We start from the raw sequence: 17532 nt of genomic DNA on the forward strand, positions 1-17532 counted from the left end.
ACCTCCGCCATGGTAGGCATGCGCGACAGGCTGATCGTATCGCTCTCACGCGCGATCAATTCCGCCTTCTCGAAGGCGGCCAGCCAGCCTTCCATCGGCCATATCCCCCATTTCTGGCGAAACAGCCGCGCATTACGCACGATATCGCCCAGATGCTGCAGCGGCGGGTCGATCACATCATGATATTGATGAAACGCGCCCGTGCCCCCCAGGAATAGCAGGGGCAAGCCTGCCTCCCGCGCGCGGAAACCGAAATCGGTATCTTCCGCGCCATAGCCGGTAAACGCCTCATCGAACCCGCCCAGTTCGACGAACCGCTCGCGTCGAATGCCAAAGATCAACGACCAGAATAGCCCGGCATTATGTTCTTCGCGCAAGCCCGCCGCGGGAAAAGGGCGAACCGGGTGCGGCTTCGCGCATTGCATCAAAGCCGCCTCGTCCCACGCGCCGCGCGCATCCCTGGGACCAAGATAGAGCGCTTCGGCACAGATCAGCGCATCCTGCTCCGTCAACGCTTGCGCCATCGCCGCCGTCAGGCCCTGCATCGGAATGCAATCAACATCCAGAAACAACAGCATGTTGCCCCGCGCAGCCTGCGCCGCCGCATTGCGCGCCGCCGCGAGCGGCAGGCCCGGCTGATCGAGCCGCACGATATGCACGGGAAAGTCCATCGCCTCCACCGCGACGGGCGGATCGCTGCCCATATCCACGATCACCAGTTCGTCGGGCTGTTCCTCGCTCCGCCGCAACCCTTCGATCAATTGCGCCAGATGCCCCGGCCGGTTCTTGACGATCGTCAGGACGCTCATCGTCATGCCGACATGCGCCACAGATCGAGCCGATATTGGTCGCGGCGTTCCGCTGTGACGACCTCTATCGGTGCCGGCATTGCTGCACGAAATTTCTCCACCGCCTCGTCACCGCTTTGCGGATAGTCCGTTTCGCCCGTCCAATGGACCAGCAGTAGGTCGCCACCCGGTGCGCCATGGCTGCCCGCCCATTCGGCCGCGCGCCGGATATCCGCATCATCCCAATAATAAATGACTTCGGACAGGATGATCAGATCGAACGCCCCCCCCAGCGGCACTTGCGCGGGAAAGGTCATCCGGTTGAAGGAGACATGATCGAATACGGCACAACGCTCGCGCGCGCCGCCGAGCGCCGTTTCGCTGACATCGATCGCGACCAATGCCCGGCAATGCTCGGCCAATTGTCGCGTCAACATGCCCTTGGCGCAGCCAATCTCGAACACCAATTCATAGCGACGATCGCCCAGCGCCGCGATGCTATGGGCATATTTCGCCTGCTCATAAGCGCTGGTTTCCAGCGACCAGGGATCTTGCGTCCCTTGGAACATCTGCTCGAAATATTGGGGATCAAGGCTGCTAACATGCCGTGTCATGGCCGTCTCCGCACATAGAGTATATCGCGCGCGCCCATGCGGCGCTGTTCGGGCGACAGGCGAAAGCCGGGGCCATGCGCGGCGGTCAATTGGCTGCGATGCGCCGCCAGCGCCAAGCGCCGCTGTCCCGCCGCCATCGGCGCCGTATGGATCGCGCGCCGCATCTTCTGATCAGGCCTGTCAGCCCAGACCAGATATTCCGCCACCACCAGACGGCGCATCGCCCGCCCATGCACCGCATAGGCCAGCGCAGCCGCAGCTTCATGGTCGCAATGCGGCTCATGCCCGGCCGTGACTGCCAATGCATCGACCCGCCAACGCCTGCACAACGCTGCCAGATAACGCGCCGTCCGCTCGAACAGTGGATCGCCGGGACGTGCCGGGGCCGCATCCTTCCAGTCCAGATGCACGGGCCGCTGCGCCCGTCCACCCGCCAGTCGCTGCACTGCCCTGGTCGCCTCGCGCCGCCGGGCCGCCGCCAGCCGTTGCGCCGCGCCATGCGACCCCGCGCCATCGGTTAGATAGACTAGGCCCGCCAACCGCCCGGCCTTGGCCGTCTGCGCGATCAGCGCGCCCGCGCCCAACGTCTCGTCATCGGGATGCGGTGCCAACACCAGCCAGCGCAGGTCGCGCCACTGACGCGAGGACAGCGCAGCCGTCACCACAACAGATCCTCCGCGCCCCAGGCATCATGATCCAGCCAGGCAAGCGCCGCCTGATCCCGCGCATAATCGGGACCACCTTGGCGCAGATAGAGGCTTAAGTCGCGGCTGATCTTGTCGATCCGCTGCCCGTCCATCGCGCTGCGCGTGCCCACGATCCGCGCCGCAAGTTCCATGACATCCAGCGCCGCCCGCTCCACCACGCCGCGCGTCATCCGCGCAAAGGCCGGGCCATCGGTATCGTCCCGCGCCGCGCGCAGCGCCGCTTCGCGCACCCACAGATAGGCGGTGCGCGTGGCCGCCACCGCATCGGCGAATTTCGCGCGCTGCACCGGGTCGCCCCGCGCTGCCTCCGACATCGCCTTGCGCGTCTCGATCAGCAGCGCTTCGATGCCGCCCAGTTGCACCGCGGTAAGCCGCCACGCCCCGGTGGTGAACAGCGGCTCGCGATCATAATCGCCCGACCCGCCCAACATGTCTTCCGGCGCAACCATCATCCCGGTCAGATCATACAGCCCGCTGCCCGTCGCGCGCATCCCCCGCACCCGCCATTGCGACAAATCAGCCCGCGCCGCATCGTCCGCTGCAACCACGACCAATTGCCGCGCGCCGTCCTCCGGCTGCACAGTGATTATCGCATGCGCCAGCCCGCCCGCGCCCGTGGCGAAGGACTTGGCCCCTTGCAGCGTCCGACCCACCATCTGCACACCCGGCGGCGGCTCGGTCGCCCACATGCCATAAAAGGCCCCCGCATCCAGCCTCTGCCCAAGACTATGGTGTTGCGCGCCCGTCGCGAAATGATCGAACAGGATCATCGCATTGACATGCCCTTCATACAGCCGCCCAACGCTCAGGTCCGCGCGACCGATAACCCGCAGGACATCGAACAGGCATAGATGCCATGCGTCCTCGTCGCCGCCAAAATCAAGCCCGCCACTTGCGACCGGCGCAAAGCAGCGATGCAGGCCCGCCGCCGCCAGACATTGCATACTGTCGATCGGAAAGACCGGCGCGGCGTCATAGCGCGCCCCCAATTCCATCAGCCTCGGCGCAACAGCCGCAGCCCGCGCCGTCGGATGCGCGTCGTCCGCGATAGGGGAGGGCGCTACGCTCATGCCGCTGCCGCCTGTTCGCTAAGCCAGATCGCCGCCGTTCGCGCGCCTTGCGGATCGTGCAACCGCTTCCTCGCTTCCGGGGACAGTGCCTTCGCCTGCGCCAACAAGGACGGCCATGCCGCAGCCTCCGGCCAATCCTGCAGCACCACCGCCGCGCCCAGACGCGCCAGCCCGCTCGCCGTGGCCTGCTGCTCACCAAAGGGCCGCGCTTCGGGCAAGCAGATGAACGGCCGATCCGCGACCAATACCGCGCCGACCAGTCCTTCACCCGCTCCGCCGATCACCACATTGGCCGCCGCGATCTCCCGCGCCGCATCCTCAACCCAACCCGCAATATCCAGATTCGCCGGGCGATCGCCGACCGCCGACACCGACCCGATCACCCGCCATTGCAGATCCGGGCAAGCCCGCGCTGCCTCCGCCAATCGCGCGCCATCGCCCGACGCACCACCGCGCCCGATCACCACCAATATCCGGCCCGACGGCGGCACGTCTCCCGCTACGGCCGTCGTAATACCCGGCAGATAGCGCGTCCGCTCGCGCACCCAGGTCGGCGTCGACTCCAATTCCAGATCGGCATGAAAGGGGGCCAACAACCCCGCTGCCCCCCGAAAAGCCTCCAGATGCGGCGCATCGCTGCGCGCACCATTCAACCGGACACAGATGGTCGGTACCGATGCCAGCCGCGCCAGCATGGCCATTTCCACCGACACATCCACGACCATCAGCGCGGGCCGTTCCGTCGCGATCCATTGCGCCACCCGCGCCACGCGCAACCGCACGCCTTCATGGTCGATGGGCGCATAATGGAGCGCTGCGGGCCGCCTTTCGCTGCCATCCACGCCATTGAACAGGCCCGACAACGGCCGATCGTCGGGCAAATCGATCCCGGCCTCGCCAACCCCGGTCCCCAGCAATATGATCGGCCAGTCGCTCGCGGCGGCAATCGCCCGCGCGCGTGCCCTGTGTCCCGCACCATGATGATGGACATAATAGCCGATCGGTCGCCGCGTCATGTGCTGATCTCCAGCGGCATATCATGCGGCATCGGCGGCAACAACGGCTCGCGTCGCGCAATCAGCGCATGGCCATCCAACCGCGCGCGCAACCGCTTGCGCCATAGCGCTCGCTCGCGCCAATGGTGGAAGGCGGGGGCCATCGGCCGACTTCCATCCTCTGCGTCCCGGTAAAGCTGCTGCATGGCACTCGCCATGCCACCTTCCGCTCGCCCCTCCAGTCGCGGTGATACGGATATACGCACATCAGCCGGATGGGCGAGCCGCGCGCCACGCGCCAATGCCGCCGTCACCAACGCCCGATCCTCGCCCGTCGCGAGCAACGGTACGCCACCACAGGCCTGATAAGCAGAGGCCCGGATCGCCAGTGAAGCCCCCGTGTGATCGCCATGGCGCGGCGCAATATCCCAGGGCAGGGGATCGATCGCATCCTCTATCGCGCGCACCGCCGCCCAATAGGCATCCCATGCCGAACGCAGCGCCGAAACGGCCGGGGGCAGGGGTTCCTGGCTATCGATATCGATCCGTCCACCCACCATATCCGCACCCCGGTCCACAGCCTTGGCGATATTGCGCAGCCAATCGACCGGCGGCCGACTATCGGCGTCGGTACTGACCAGCACGCCATCTCCGGCCATCGCAATCCGCGACAGCCCCGCATCCATCGCCAACTTTCGCGCCGATCCGGCATGCGCCAGCTCCGGCGCGAAATCGGCAACGACCACCGCAATATCCAGCCGCGCGCCATATCGCCGTTGCGCCCTGCCGATCACGTCCAGACTGTCGTCACTCGTATTGTTGACGCCGATCGACACCATCACCGGATCCAGCCAGTCCTGCGCCGCCAGAGCGCCGAGCAGCACCGGTAACCGTTCGGCCTCGTTCCGTGCCGGCACACAGACGCAAAAATTGATCGCCGGCTCAACCATGCAGCATCGCACGCAAGGATTCCGGCGAGCATGGCGGCACCAGATGCATGGCCGCCCGCCCATCGCGCGGCACCGGCCTGCCCAAGTCGATCTGCTGCTGATAGAGCGCCTCATAGCTTTTCACCATGCGGTTGGCGTCGCACATCTGCTCCGCCCGCGCGCGACAGGCCCGCCGATCCAGCGCCAGCGCCGCGCGCCCCGCCTGCGCCAGCGACCCGACATCATCAGGCGCAGCCAGAACTCCACAACTGGAATCAAGAATTTCCGGTATCGCGCCCCGCGCAAAAGCAGCCACCGGCACGCCGCAGGCCAATGCCTCGGCCACGACCAGCCCATAGGGCTCGTCCCATAAAGGCGTACACAGAAACGCGCTGGCCCCAGCCACCAACTGCGCCAATTCGCTATGTGCCAGATGCCCGACATGGATGATGTCCGCGCCTAACGTAGGCGCTATCACCGTCCGATAATAATCCTCATCCAACACCGGCCCCGCTATGCGCAACGGCAAGCCGATAAGGCGCGCCGCCTCGATTGCCAGGTGCAACCCCTTTTCCGGGACGATGCGGCCATACCAGACCAGATAGGGCGCGCTGTCGGCCTGCGCGCGAAAGACGAATTTCCGCAAGTCGATCCCGTTGAGGATCACGGCATCGGCGGGCGCGACATGGCTCCACTGCGCCGCGACCGACTGCGATACCGCAACCAGCGCATGATTGGGCGCTTCGCACAGCCGAATACCGCTTTCCAGCCAGCAGAAGGGCGGCGTGTGCAGTGTCGTGACCATCGGCATCGGCAGACTGTCAGCCATGGTCAGCGGCAGATAATGGAGCGCATTATTGTGAATGATGTCGAAATCCCGGTTCCGCAAACCGGTCATCAGGCTGAGATACGCATGGTGCTCGCGAAAAAAGGCGATGTCGCTCGCTTCCGTCGTCCCGACCGACGTTATCGCCGTCTCCGTACAGATCGCCTCCAGCCCCAGTTCCGGCTCGGACCTGGATGACGCAAAGACGGTCACGGCATGACCGCGATCCCGCAGCGACCGGGCCAGAAGATGCGTATGCATCTCCAAACCGCCTGCGAACGGTTCCGCAATAGGATGCTTGAGATGGGCGATAATGCCAATCCGCATCAACGATATCCTTTGGACAAGAAGAGGGCCGGAGGCGAAAACGCATTCGCCCCCGGTTGATCGAAGATCGAGATCAGGCGTCGGGCACGGCGTCCAGATCCACGGTCATTTCCCGTGGCCAATGGCGCAGCCCGCGACAGGCGGTCAGCAGGCTCGTGGCATCTTTCGCTGTAGCAAGCGGCAGGCAGCCCTCGTCCAGATCGTCGGCGATACCCGCCTTTTCGAACAAGATCTGTGCCTCTGCCGTAAGCCCCATGAACTTGCAATGGGCAAAGGCGTCGGTGACGAAGTCCTTGGCCGCCGCATCCATCGCCAGCAACGCCGCACCATCCGCGGATGCGACCACCGCAACCGCATCATAGAGAACCGATGGTCCGCCATCGATCTTCTGCTTGGCCGCAACCGCCGTGCCATCGGACAGGGTAACGCCGCCGATCTTGGGCGCAATCACTTCATAAACCGCGCCTTCCTTGTCCACCGCCCTGACCAGCGCGTCGAACATCTTGGCATCGGCCCCATCGGCCAAAAGGATACCGAGCTTGCGGCCCTTGAAATTGTCCGGGCCATTTTTGAGGATGCTCAGCGCATCGGACGGCGGCAAGTCCATGATCGTGGCGCGCGCCGCCTTCGCAGGCTCCGGCAGGGCCATGCCCAAACCATCGGCGACAGTAGCCGCCAGTTCCTCATCGATATTACGCAGATGCGATACCGTCCGCGACCGGATGTCGGGCCGCTCGACCTTGCTCAGTTCGAACACGATCGCATCGCCGATATGCTTCTGCTCGATCGGCATCTGGCTGATATAGAATTGCCGCGCCTGGCTATAATGATCGGCAAAACTCTCCGACCGGACCCGTTGCTTGGGGCCGTCCTCGACCGTGGCGACACTGACGAAACCCTTGGCCGGATCTTCGCGCGGACCACCCTGTTCGGCGCCCCAGCTATTGGGCTCGTAATTGGCCCGACCCTTGGGATTGCGCATCGCCATATGCCCGTCCTGCTGGAAATGGGCCATCGGGCATTTGGGCGCATTGATGGGGATATGCGTGAAGTTGGGACCGCCCAGCCGCTTGAGCTGGGTGTCAAGATAGGAGAAATTGCGACCCTGCAGCAGCGGATCATTGCTGAAGTCGATGCCGGGCGGCACATTCTGCGTGCAGAAGGCGACCTGCTCGGTCTCGGCAAAGAAATTATCGACCACCCGATCAAGCACCAGCCGTCCGACGATCCGCACCGGGATCAATTCTTCGGGGATCAGCTTGGTCGCGTCGAGAACATCGAAATCGAAACTGTCGGCGAACGCATCGTCAAACAACTGCACGCCCAATTCCCATTCGGGGAAATCGCCCGCATTGATCGCGTCCCACAGGTCGCGGCGATGGAAATCCGGGTCGGCCCCGTTGATCTTGACCGCCTCGTTCCAGGCGACCGACTGCAAACCTTGCTTGGGCTTCCAATGGAATTTGACGAAGGTCGACTTGCCCTCGGCATCGACCAGGCGGAAAGTATGGACGCCAAACCCTTCCATAGTGCGCAGCGAGCGCGGGATCGCCCGGTCGGACATCGTCCACATCACCATATGCATGGCTTCGGGCGACAGGCTGATGAAATCCCAGAAATTGTCATGCGCGGTCTGCGCCTGTGGGAAATCCCGATCCGGCTCAGGCTTGGCGGCATGCACCAGATCGGGAAATTTGATCGCATCCTGAATGAAAAAGACCGGGATGTTATTGCCGACCAGATCCCAATTGCCTTCCTGCGTATAGAGCTTGACCGCAAAGCCGCGCACATCGCGGGCAAGGTCGGCTGACCCCTTCGATCCGGCAACAGTCGAAAAGCGCACGAACGCAGGCACCTTCTCGCCCACCCGCTGCAGCACATCGGCGCGCGTCACATCGCTCAGCGATTCCGTCAGCTCAAAATAGCCATGCGCGCCATAGCCGCGGGCATGAACGACGCGCTCCGGGATGCGCTCATGATCGAAATGAAACATCTTCTCGCGAAAATGCATATCTTCCAGCAGCGTCGGCCCGCGCGCGCCCTGTTTCAGCGAATTTTGGTTGTCCGCGACGGGAATGCCCTGGGCGGTCGTCAAGGTCGCAACGTCACCGCCTGCAATCTGATGGGTCTCGCCGCCATCCGCCTGCGGTTCGGCATAAACATCGGACACGCCATCGGCGGGCGGCGGGGGCGGGGCCATGCGGGCCGATTGCTCGGCGATCTTGCCGGATGCGCTGGCGGGTTTGTCTGACTTGGCCATGAGAATTCCTCAACTGGAGAGCGCGCACATAGGCGAACAAGGGCAATGCCATGCTCAGCGACATGCGCAGGGACGGTCTGCAGAAATGCTACGTCACGGAAACACTCGGCAACGTTGCAAGTTGCCGCGGTCTGGCAAATACTAATCTGCGTCATAACGTTTTGTGGCCATGGCTCGGATATACTGGCGCAGCGGGCCGTTTGGACTGTCACGGGCGATCGGGGCAAAGATCGCCATTATAGGTGAAGGACGATATATTGTTCACGGATCGGTTTTTGAAAGGACGTCGGGGCGTCCAACTGGGCGCGGAAGAACGCGCTGTATTGGAAGGTGCCATATCCGAAGTCCGCAGCATCGACGCGCGCGCTACCATCGTCAGCGCTGGCGACCCGTTATCCAACAGCACATTGCTGATCGACGGCTTCATGTGCCGCTATCTCGATGACCGGGAAGGCATGCGCCAACTTGTCGCGGTGCAAGTGCCGGGCGATTTCGTCGATCTCCACGCCTATCCGCTCAAGACGCTCGACCATGATGTCGCCACCCTGACCGCGGCCACCGTCGCGATCGTCCCCCACCGCGCCTTGGACGGCATCAACGCGACCATGCCGGAACTGACCCGAAAATTATGGTTCTCGACCCTGCTCGATGCCGCCATCCACCGGGCCTGGCTGTTCCGGCTCGGTCGGTTGGACGCAGTCGGCCGCGTCGCGCATTTTCTGAGCGAAACAAACGCCCGGCTTCTGCCCGTCGGCCTGAGCGACGGAAGCCGCTTTGCACTGGGCATCACCCAGAACGACATCGCCGAAATATGTGGCATCACCAACGTCCACGCCAATCGCGTCCTGCGCCAGTTGCGCGAGGAGGGGCTCTGCGTCTTCCGCTCGTCGCTCGTCGATATTCTCGACGTCCGGGGTCTCGCCAGGCGGGGGCAATTCAATCCCGACTATCTGTACATCGATGCCGATCCTACCAAACCCAACGAAAGCCAAGCCTCATGAGGTCTCCCCCTCCCATCGCCGGCACGCAGACGCGGCCCGGCATAGCCAGCGCGGAAGCCGGGCTGGTATTGCTCGACGGTCCCGACGGTATCGCCGTAACCATGACCGCTTACGCCGCATCGGAAACGGGCAAGAGCCTGATCGAAGCCGCCCAACGCGCCGAACATTGGACCGAGCCAGAGGTGTAGGAATATGCTGCGTTGCGGCAGAATGAAGAAATTTATCCTCACATCTCCATGAAGATAAGGGGAATAGGCATCATATTCCATTGTGCGATGCAGCAACTATCTGGGCGGTTCAGCCATTATAGCATAATATATGCGCAAGCCGCACCGGAGACCCCATGATGACCCGTCTAAGTTCCACCATTACCCAACTCGCCAAATTCCGGGCGATGGCCCACGGCGCGTCGGCCGATCCGGTCAAGGATCGCCTGGACGACCTGATCGCCTTCGGCAGCAACCCCGGTGCCCTGCGCGCCAGAATCTATGTGCCCGCAAATCTGGCCAAAGGCGCGGCGCTGGTCGTCGTCCTCCATGGCTGCACTCAGAATGCGGCGGGCTATGATCATGGCGCAGGCTGGTCGCAACTTGCCGATGAGCAGGGCTTTGCGCTGCTCTTCCCCGAACAGCAGCGCTCGAACAATCCCAACCTCTGCTTCAACTGGTTCTCGCCGGTCGATTCCCGGCGCGATTCCGGCGAAGCCCTGTCGATCCGCCAGATGATCGATACCATGGTTGCCACCCATGACATCGACCAAAGCCGCATCTTCGTGACCGGCCTGTCCGCGGGCGGCGCGATGACCTCGATCATGCTGGCCTGCTACCCCGAACTGTTCACGGGCGGCGCGATCATCGCCGGGCTGCCCTTTGGTTGCGCGGCGTCCGTCAACGACGCCTTCGCCCGCATGCGCGGCGAGGGCTATCCCGCTGACGACCGCCTGCCCGAACTGGTCAAGGCAGCGTCCGGCCATCAGGGACCATGGCCAACCATTTCCGTCTGGCAGGGCAGCGCCGACCAGACCGTCGCCCCCTCCAATGCCGACCGCATCCTCGCCCAGTGGCAGGCGCTGCACGGCGTTGATAGCTTGCCCACTGAGCGCGCAATCATCGACGGCAGCCCCCGCCGCACCTGGCGCGACAAAAAGGGCAGGGCGGTCATCGAGTCCTATGAGATTGTCGGTATGGGCCATGGCACGCCACTCAACACCGTCGGCCCGGACGGCCATGGCAACGCCGCGCCCTATATGCTGGAGGCAGGCATCTCCTCGACCGGACAGATCGCTCAGGCTTGGGGGCTGATGACCGCCACACCCGCCCGCAAATCCGCCCCCACGCCCGGCGAACGCATCCGGCCGCAACCCATGCACGCCAGAAAGCCAACCTCAAAGCCAGCGCACAAGGCGACCGGCGTCAGCGCCATCATCGAAGACGCGCTGCGCAAGGCCGGACTGATGCGATGATCGGATAGAGGGGCCGCGCCGGGAGGCCGGCCCCTCGGCGGATAGTTGACTGTAACAGCTGTTTGGTGTAGTCCTCATCTACGCCAGCAGGAGAGGCCCGATGTACAGCTACGTCCCCCCGATCGACGATTACCGCTTCCTGTTGACGCACGTCCTGCGCTTCGATGAAGCGATGGCCGATGTCGGCAAGGATGTGGACGCGGACCTCGCAGTCGCCGTGCTGGAAGAGGCGGGACGCCTCTGCGCCGACCGGCTCCAGCCCCTCAACCGAGAAGGCGACGAACAGGGCAGCCGCCTTGTAGACGGGGCCGTCGTCACCCCGCCCGGCTTTGCCGACGCCTATCGCGAATTCGTGGCGGCTGGCTGGCCCGCGCTCGCCGCGTCGCCGGACCATGGCGGGCAGGGGCTGCCCTTCATCCTCCAACTTTGGCTCGACGAAATGCTGTCGGCCACCAACCTGTCCTTCGGCCTTTTCCCCGGCCTGACGCGCGGCGCGGTGGAGGCGATCATCGCTCATGCCAGCGAAGACTTGAAAGCCGCCTATCTCGCCCCGCTGGTTAGCGGCGAATGGACCGGCGCAATGGCGCTGACCGAAAGCGGCGCAGGCACCGACCTGGCGCTGCTCAAGACCAAGGCCGTGCCGCTGGGCGATGGCCGCCACGCCGTGACCGGCCAGAAAATCTTCATCTCGTCGGGCGATCATGATTTTGGCGGCAATATCGTCCACCTCGTCCTCGCGCGCCTCCCCGACGCCCCGCCCGGCGTCAAGGGGATCAGCCTCTTCCTCGTCCCCAAATTCCTGCCCGACGCCGATGGCGGCTTCACCATCCGCAACAGCATGTCGGTCGGCGCGCTCGAAAAGAAGATGGGCATCCACGCCCAGCCCACCTGCGTCATGAATTATGACGAGGCGACCGGCTGGCTGGTGGGCGAACCGCATCGCGGCCTCGCCGCCATGTTCACGATGATGAACGCCGAACGATTGATGGTCGGCATCCAGGGGTTGGGCATTGCCGGCGCCGCCTATGGCCAAGCGGCAAGCTATGCCAAGGAACGGCTACAGGGCCGCAGCGCCGATGGCAGCCGCAACCCCGTGGCGATCATCGAACATGCCGATGTCCGCCGCATGCTGCTCACCATCCGTGCCTTTGTCGAGGCGGGCCGCGCACTGGCGGGCTGGACCGCGCTCCAACTCGATCGCGCCCACGCCCATTCCGATGCCGCCGAGCGCGCCAAGGCCGACGCGTTCGTCGCGCTGCTGACCCCGGTGGTCAAGGCGGCCTTCACTGACATGGGCTTTGAAAGCGCGGTGCAGGCGCAGCAGGTTTTTGGCGGCCATGGCTACATCCGCGAATGGGGCATGGAACAATATGTCCGCGACGCCCGCATCGCCCAGATTTACGAAGGCACCAACGGCGTGCAGGCGATGGATCTGGTCGCGCGCAAACTGCCCCTGTCCGGCGGCGCTGTGGTCGAAGGCTTTTTCGACCTGATCACCGCCGATCTCGACGCCACCGACCTGCCGATCGCGACCCGCACCCGTGAAGCGCTCGCTCGGTTACGCGATGTCACCGCCTCGCTACGCGGCGCATCGGTCGATGCGTCGGGCGCGGCTGATGCGTCGGGCGCGGCTGCGGTCGACTATCTGCGCCTCTTCGCCCTCGTCGCCATGGGTTGGATGTGGACCCGCATGGCCGCCGCCGCACAGGACGACACGCCGCTGCACCAGGCCAAACGGTCCGTCGCCGCCTTCTTCGCGCAGCGCATGCTGCCCCAGGCCGACGCCCTGGCCGCCAGCATCATGGCAGGCGAAGACACGTTGATGGCGCTGGGAGCGGACGCTTTTTAACCCGCGCCCTTGCCTCGGCGCGGGCGCAGCGCATCGCGCATGGCGATGTTGGAATTGATCCGCGTCACGCCGGGCATGCGCGACAATATCTCGCTATGGATGCGTTCATAGGCGTCCACACTGTCCGCCTCGACGCGCAGCCAATAATCGACCGCGCCGGTCATCAGGAAACATTCGCGGATTTCCGGGCATTGCCGCACCGCATGCTCGAACCGCGCGAGATAATCCTCGGTCTGCCGATCCAGCGTCACCTGTACTACGACATTGACCAGCGGGCTGTCATCGCGCCCGCCCGCGACGATCGTATAGCCGCGAATGACGCCCTGCGCTTCCAATTGCCGGATGCGCCGATGGCAGGCGGACGGCGACAGGCCGACCTCCGCTGCGATCTCCGCATTGGACCGGCGCGCATTGAGCTTGAGCAAGCGCAGGATGGCGCGGTCGGTCGTATCGAAGGAAATGGCCATATATGCGAATCTCTTGAACTATTCTGCGATTTCACAGCATGAAATGGAATATTCTTCGATCATTCGCCATCCCATTTCGAAGAAACGTGATCTACAGTGCCGCAAGATGAGAAGGGGAAGCGGCATGGATTTGCAGATGGCGGGCAATTTGCGCATCGACCTTGCCGCACTGGTCGCCAACTACCGGCTGATCGCGGCGCAGGTGGCGCCCGCCAGTGTCGCGGGCGTGGTCAAGGCCAATGCCTATGGACTCGGCGCAGCCGAAATATCACGCGCATTGCTCGATGCGGGCTGCCGCCACTTTTTCGTCGCCCATCTGTGCGAAGCCACCGCCTTGCGACCCCATCTGCCGACCGACGCCACCCTCTATATCCTCAATGGCGTGCAACCCGGCGCAGAGGCGGTTTGCGCAGCGATCGGCGCGTTGCCCGTCCTCAATTCGCTCGAACAGATTGACGGCTGGGCGGCAGTGGCCCGCACACAGGGCCATGCGCTCCCGGCGGTGATTCAGGTCGATAGTGGCATGTCGCGCCTCGGCCTCGCATCTGCAGAACTCGCCACCCTGCGCGATCAGCCGGATCGGCTGGCAGGCATCGACGTGCGACTGGTCATGACCCATCTCGCCTGCGCCGACCATCCCGACGACAGCTTCAACGAACATCAGCGCGCCACTTTCGATGCGATCGCCCGGCAATTCCCCGGCGTGCCCCGCTCCATCGACAATTCGGGCGGCGCCATGACGGCGGGCGTCACCCATGGCGACATCGTCCGCGCCGGCATCGCGCTTTATGGCGGCGCGCCCCATGGCGAGCCCAACCCGATGCACGCCGTTGTCTCTCTCGACGCCTATATCGTTCAATTGCGCACCGTCGAAGCCGGGGCTGGGGTCGGCTATGGCCTCACTCATCGCTTCGATCGCCCTTCGCACGTCGCTACCGTGTCGGTCGGCTATGCCGATGGCTGGCCCCGGCATCTGAGCAACCGGGGCTTTGCCTATATCGGTGGCGTGCGCGCGCCGATCGTCGGCCGCGTCTCGATGGACAGCCTCGCGCTCGATGTCACCGATGTCCCCGACTATCTCCTCTATCCTGCAGCAGCGGTCGAACTCATCGGTCCGCACCAGTCGATCGATGATGTCGCGGCACAAGCGGACACGATATCCTACGAGATTTTGACCCGGCTCGGCCCCCGCTACGCGCGCACCTATCTGCCCGCGCCCGCCGCCGCCATTCAGGAGCAATAAGCCATGAAGATCGTCATTTTGGGCGGCGGCGTCGTCGGCGTCACCTCCGCTTGGTATCTGTCACAGGCCGGCCATGAAGTCGTCGTCATCGACCGCCAGAGCGGCGTCGCGCAGGAAACCAGCTTCGCCAATGCGGGCGAAATCTCGCCCGGCTATGCCTCCCCCTGGGCCGCGCCCGGCATCCTGGCCAAGGCGATGCGCTGGCTGTTCATGCAGCATGCACCGCTGATCCTGCGCCCCAATATCGATATGGCGATGATCCGCTGGATGATCGCGATGCTCGGCAATTGTAACGCGGCCGACTATCGCATCAACAAGGGGCGGATGGTGCGCCTCGCCGAATATAGTCGTGATCAGTTGATCGCGCTGCGCGTCGCGACCCGCATCCGCTATGACGAACGCACCCAGGGCACGCTGCAACTCTTCCGCGAACAAAAGCAGCTGGACGGCATCGCCAAGGATATCGAGGTGCTGCGCGCCGACAATGTGCCGTTCGAAGTCCTCGACCGCGCCGGTTGCATCGCCGCCGAACCAGGCCTCGCCGCCAGCGCATCGCCGATCGCAGGCGGGCTTCGTTTGCCCAATGACGAAACCGGTGACTGTTTCAAATTCACCAATAGTCTCGCCGACATGGCCCGCGCACGCGGCGTCCAGTTCCTGATGGGCCGCACCATCCACGGATTGGCGCGCGAAGCCGGCCGGATCAGCCATGTCGTCACCAGCGATGGCCCCGTCACCGGCGATGCCTATCTCGTCGCCATGGGCAGTTTCTCGCCGCTGCTCCTCGCCCCGCTCGGCCTGCGTCTGCCGGTCTATCCGGTGAAGGGCTATTCGATCACCGTGCCGATCGTGCAGGAGGACGCCGCGCCGGTCTCGACCCTGCTCGATGAAAGCTACAAGGTCGCGATCACGCGGCTGGGCGATCGCATCCGGGTCGGCGGCATGGCCGAACTATCGGGCTATACCAATGACCTGCCGCAAGCGCGCCGCGACACGCTCGACCATAGTGTCGGCACGCTCTTCCCCGGCGCAGGGGACTTGTCGCAGGCCACCTTCTGGAGCGGCCTGCGGCCTATGACCCCTGATTCCACCCCGGTCATCGGCGCGACGCCGCTCGACAATCTGTTCCTCAACACCGGCCATGGCACGCTCGGCTGGACCATGGCCTGCGGATCAGGCCAGGTGATCGCCGACATCATCGGCGGCCGTCCCCCCGCGATCGAAACCGCTGATCTTGGTCTCGCCCGCTACCGCCGCTGACTTTTCAAGGAGAAGAATCATGACCATCACCCGCATCGAAACCGGCCCGCGTATGAGCGAAGCGGTCATCCATGGCGACACCGTCTATCTCGCGGGCCAGGTCGGCACGCCGGGCGAGAGCGTCACCAACCAGACGCAGGAAACGCTCGCCGAGATCGAGCGCTTGCTGGCGCTGGCGGGCAGCAGCAAAGCGAACATCCTGCGCGCCACCATCTGGCTCGCCGACATGGCCGATTTCACGGAAATGAACGCCGTCTGGGACGCCTGGATCGCGGACGTTCCCGCACCAACGCGTGCAACCGGCGAGGCGAAGCTCGCCGACCCAGGCTATAAGGTCGAAATCATCATCACCGCCGCCCGCGCCTGATGGACAAGGCTGTCCATCAGCGGGGCAGCGCCCTTGTGCCACCGGTAGCATAGCTGCTACGCCACCATCTATGGACCAACTCCCTGCCGCGACCCGCATTGCCGCAACCGACAATGTCGCCATCGCTCTGCGCGACCTCGACGCGGGCGAGACGGTGTCAATTTGTGAAACCAGTGTCCGGGTCGCTGTACGAATTGCGCGCGGCCATAAGGTCGCACTTCGCCCCATCGCGGCGGGGGAAGCCGTGCTGCGCTATGGCTGGCCCATCGGTACGGCGACGCAACCCGTCGCGCCGGGTGATCATGTCCACAGCCATAACCTCACCACCAACCTGAAGGCGGAAGAACCCTACACCTTCGTCCCCGTCCCATCGGCCGCCGCCGCTCCGACCTCCCGCTGGACCTTCCAGGGCTATCGTCGCGCCGACGGCTCGGTCGGCACCCGCAATGAAATATGGGTCATCCCGACCGTCGGCTGCGTCGCCCGCACTGCCGATCGCGTCGCACAGCAGGCCGCCATCCGCCACGCCGGGCGCGTCGATGCCATCCTTGCCTTCCCCCATCCGCTGGGCTGCTCGCAACTGGGCGATGATCTTGACGCCACCGCGCGCCTGCTCGCAGCACTCGCTTGCAATCCCAATGCCGCCGGCGTCCTGCTCATCGGGCTGGGCTGTGAAGAAAACCAGCTTGCCGCCCTGTTGCAACGCATCCCGCCAGACCGCCGAGACCGCATCCGCAGCGTCGGTGCACAGATCAGCGCCGACGAATATGCCGACGCCGCCACCGCCATCGACGCCCTGGTCGAAACCGCCGCGCAGGACGAGCGCGAGGAAGTCGGCATCGACGCCTTGCGCCTTGGCCTCAAATGCGGCGGCTCGGACGGCCTCTCTGGCCTGACCGCCAACCCCCTAATCGGTCGCGCCGCCGATGTCGTGACCGGCGCAGGCGGGCAAGCGATACTCACCGAAATCCCGGAAATATTCGGCGCCGAACGGCTGTTGATGCAGCGCGCCGCCGATGCCGACATCTTCGATGCGCTGGTTGCCTTGGTCAATCGCTTCAAGCGCTATTTCATCGACCATGGCGAGCCGATCTCGGAAAATCCCAGCCCCGGCAATGTCGCAGGCGGCATCACCACGCTAGAGGAAAAATCACTGGGCGCGGTGCAGAAGGGCGGCCATGCCCCGGTCACCGACGTCCTCGCTTATGGCGAAACCCTGCGCCGCCCTGGCCTAACGATCCTCGAAGCCCCCGGCAATGATGCCGTCTCCACGACGGCACTGGCAGCGGCGGGCGCGACCATCACGCTCTTCTCCACCGGGCGCGGCACCCCGCTCGGCAGCCCGATCCCGACGCTCAAACTTGCCA

General features: G+C 64.5%; 17 protein-coding genes. 8 read left to right on the forward strand and 9 right to left on the reverse strand.

The window, feature by feature from the left end; all coding sequences use genetic code 11:
- From IL54_RS23730 to IL54_RS17640, 8 genes are all read right to left on the reverse strand, one after another.
- A partial coding sequence (locus tag IL54_RS23730) for a glycosyltransferase family 2 protein (protein ID WP_193378880.1) occupies positions 1 to 815 on the reverse strand: 815 nt, incomplete at its 3' end.
- Complete coding sequence (locus IL54_RS17610; protein ID WP_037477354.1) at positions 812 to 1402, reverse strand: class I SAM-dependent DNA methyltransferase; 591 nt, start codon at positions 1400 to 1402, stop codon at positions 812 to 814. The genes IL54_RS23730 and IL54_RS17610, both read right to left, overlap by 4 nt.
- Positions 1399 to 2064 (reverse strand): PIG-L deacetylase family protein, encoded by a 666-nt coding sequence (locus IL54_RS17615; protein ID WP_237748925.1) that lies wholly within the window; start codon positions 2062 to 2064, stop codon positions 1399 to 1401. Before IL54_RS17615 ends, IL54_RS17610 begins: the two co-directional genes overlap by 4 nt.
- Entirely contained in the window at positions 2061 to 3179 is a 1119-nt protein-coding gene (locus IL54_RS17620) for an acyl-CoA dehydrogenase family protein (protein WP_037477356.1), read from the reverse strand. The genes IL54_RS17615 and IL54_RS17620 overlap by 4 nt, the downstream gene beginning before the upstream one ends.
- Positions 3176 to 4195, reverse strand: a complete 1020-nt coding sequence (locus tag IL54_RS17625; RefSeq protein ID WP_037477358.1) for a glycosyl transferase — start codon at positions 4193 to 4195, stop codon at positions 3176 to 3178. The genes IL54_RS17620 and IL54_RS17625 overlap by 4 nt, the downstream gene beginning before the upstream one ends.
- Positions 4192 to 5124 (reverse strand): glycosyltransferase, encoded by a 933-nt coding sequence (locus IL54_RS17630; RefSeq protein WP_037477361.1) that lies wholly within the window; start codon positions 5122 to 5124, stop codon positions 4192 to 4194. The genes IL54_RS17625 and IL54_RS17630 overlap by 4 nt, the downstream gene beginning before the upstream one ends.
- Positions 5117 to 6256, reverse strand: coding sequence for a glycosyltransferase family 4 protein (locus IL54_RS17635; RefSeq protein ID WP_052027740.1), 1140 nt, complete (start codon positions 6254 to 6256; stop codon positions 5117 to 5119). The genes IL54_RS17630 and IL54_RS17635 overlap by 8 nt, the downstream gene beginning before the upstream one ends.
- 73 nt (positions 6257 to 6329) lie before the next feature.
- Positions 6330 to 8456 (reverse strand): catalase, encoded by a 2127-nt coding sequence (locus IL54_RS17640; RefSeq protein WP_052027801.1) that lies wholly within the window; start codon positions 8454 to 8456, stop codon positions 6330 to 6332.
- A gap of 317 nt (positions 8457 to 8773) precedes the next feature.
- Between IL54_RS17640 and IL54_RS17645 the strand changes: the two genes are divergently transcribed.
- From IL54_RS17645 to IL54_RS17660, 4 genes are all read left to right on the forward strand, one after another.
- Positions 8774 to 9517 carry a Crp/Fnr family transcriptional regulator gene (locus IL54_RS17645; RefSeq protein ID WP_193378899.1) on the forward strand — a complete coding sequence of 248 codons (744 nt, stop codon included), beginning with the start codon at positions 8774 to 8776 and terminating at the stop codon, positions 9515 to 9517.
- Positions 9514 to 9705, forward strand: coding sequence for a hypothetical protein (locus tag IL54_RS17650; RefSeq protein WP_037477363.1), 192 nt, complete (start codon positions 9514 to 9516; stop codon positions 9703 to 9705). The genes IL54_RS17645 and IL54_RS17650 overlap by 4 nt, the downstream gene beginning before the upstream one ends.
- Positions 9706 to 9860: 155 nt before the next feature.
- Positions 9861 to 10979, forward strand: coding sequence for an extracellular catalytic domain type 1 short-chain-length polyhydroxyalkanoate depolymerase (locus IL54_RS17655; protein ID WP_313921881.1), 1119 nt, complete (start codon positions 9861 to 9863; stop codon positions 10977 to 10979).
- A gap of 100 nt (positions 10980 to 11079) precedes the next feature.
- Positions 11080 to 12828, forward strand: coding sequence for an acyl-CoA dehydrogenase C-terminal domain-containing protein (locus IL54_RS17660; protein WP_037477365.1), 1749 nt, complete (start codon positions 11080 to 11082; stop codon positions 12826 to 12828).
- Here the strand turns inward: IL54_RS17660 and IL54_RS17665 are convergent.
- A complete protein-coding gene (locus tag IL54_RS17665; protein ID WP_037477368.1) occupies positions 12825 to 13295 on the reverse strand; it encodes an Lrp/AsnC family transcriptional regulator in 471 nt (156 codons plus the stop codon). The genes IL54_RS17660 and IL54_RS17665 overlap by 4 nt on opposite strands.
- 124 nt (positions 13296 to 13419) lie before the next feature.
- On the opposite strand from IL54_RS17665, the gene alr reads away from it, so the two are divergent.
- The 4 genes from alr to IL54_RS23260 all read left to right on the forward strand — a co-directional run.
- Positions 13420 to 14538, forward strand: coding sequence for an alanine racemase (gene alr / locus IL54_RS17670; protein ID WP_052027741.1), 1119 nt, complete (start codon positions 13420 to 13422; stop codon positions 14536 to 14538).
- Between the two features lie 3 nt (positions 14539 to 14541).
- On the forward strand, positions 14542 to 15798 hold the full coding sequence (locus IL54_RS17675; RefSeq protein ID WP_037477370.1) for a D-amino acid dehydrogenase: 1257 nt from the start codon (positions 14542 to 14544) through the stop codon (positions 15796 to 15798).
- A gap of 19 nt (positions 15799 to 15817) precedes the next feature.
- Positions 15818 to 16165, forward strand: coding sequence for a RidA family protein (locus IL54_RS17680; RefSeq protein ID WP_037477371.1), 348 nt, complete (start codon positions 15818 to 15820; stop codon positions 16163 to 16165).
- 70 nt (positions 16166 to 16235) lie between these two features.
- Positions 16236 to 17532: UxaA family hydrolase (locus IL54_RS23260; RefSeq protein ID WP_076605590.1), on the forward strand; the 1297-nt coding region annotated here is incomplete at its 3' end.

This window comes from Sphingobium sp. ba1, assembly GCF_000743655.1.
Classification (GTDB): domain Bacteria; phylum Pseudomonadota; class Alphaproteobacteria; order Sphingomonadales; family Sphingomonadaceae; genus Sphingobium.

Excerpts from the sequence above, each read along its gene's own strand:
- IL54_RS17665 (WP_037477368.1), bottom strand. The coding sequence starts at position 13,295 with ATGGCCATTTCCTTCGATACGACCGACCGCGCCATCCTGCGCTTGCTC.
- IL54_RS17660 (WP_037477365.1), top strand. The coding sequence starts at position 11,080 with ATGTACAGCTACGTCCCCCCGATCGACGATTACCGCTTCCTGTTGACG.
- IL54_RS17620 (WP_037477356.1), bottom strand. The coding sequence starts at position 3,179 with ATGAGCGTAGCGCCCTCCCCTATCGCGGACGACGCGCATCCGACGGCG.
- IL54_RS17610 (WP_037477354.1), bottom strand. The coding sequence starts at position 1,402 with ATGACACGGCATGTTAGCAGCCTTGATCCCCAATATTTCGAGCAGATG.
- IL54_RS17625 (WP_037477358.1), bottom strand. The coding sequence starts at position 4,195 with ATGACGCGGCGACCGATCGGCTATTATGTCCATCATCATGGTGCGGGA.
- IL54_RS17635 (WP_052027740.1), bottom strand. The coding sequence starts at position 6,256 with ATGCGGATTGGCATTATCGCCCATCTCAAGCATCCTATTGCGGAACCG.
- alr (WP_052027741.1), top strand. The coding sequence starts at position 13,420 with ATGGATTTGCAGATGGCGGGCAATTTGCGCATCGACCTTGCCGCACTG.
- IL54_RS17655 (WP_313921881.1), top strand. The coding sequence starts at position 9,861 with ATGATGACCCGTCTAAGTTCCACCATTACCCAACTCGCCAAATTCCGG.
- IL54_RS17640 (WP_052027801.1), bottom strand. The coding sequence starts at position 8,456 with ATGGCCCCGCCCCCGCCGCCCGCCGATGGCGTGTCCGATGTTTATGCC.
- IL54_RS17680 (WP_037477371.1), top strand. The coding sequence starts at position 15,818 with ATGACCATCACCCGCATCGAAACCGGCCCGCGTATGAGCGAAGCGGTC.
- IL54_RS17630 (WP_037477361.1), bottom strand. The coding sequence starts at position 5,124 with ATGGTTGAGCCGGCGATCAATTTTTGCGTCTGTGTGCCGGCACGGAAC.
- IL54_RS17675 (WP_037477370.1), top strand. The coding sequence starts at position 14,542 with ATGAAGATCGTCATTTTGGGCGGCGGCGTCGTCGGCGTCACCTCCGCT.
- IL54_RS17650 (WP_037477363.1), top strand. The coding sequence starts at position 9,514 with ATGAGGTCTCCCCCTCCCATCGCCGGCACGCAGACGCGGCCCGGCATA.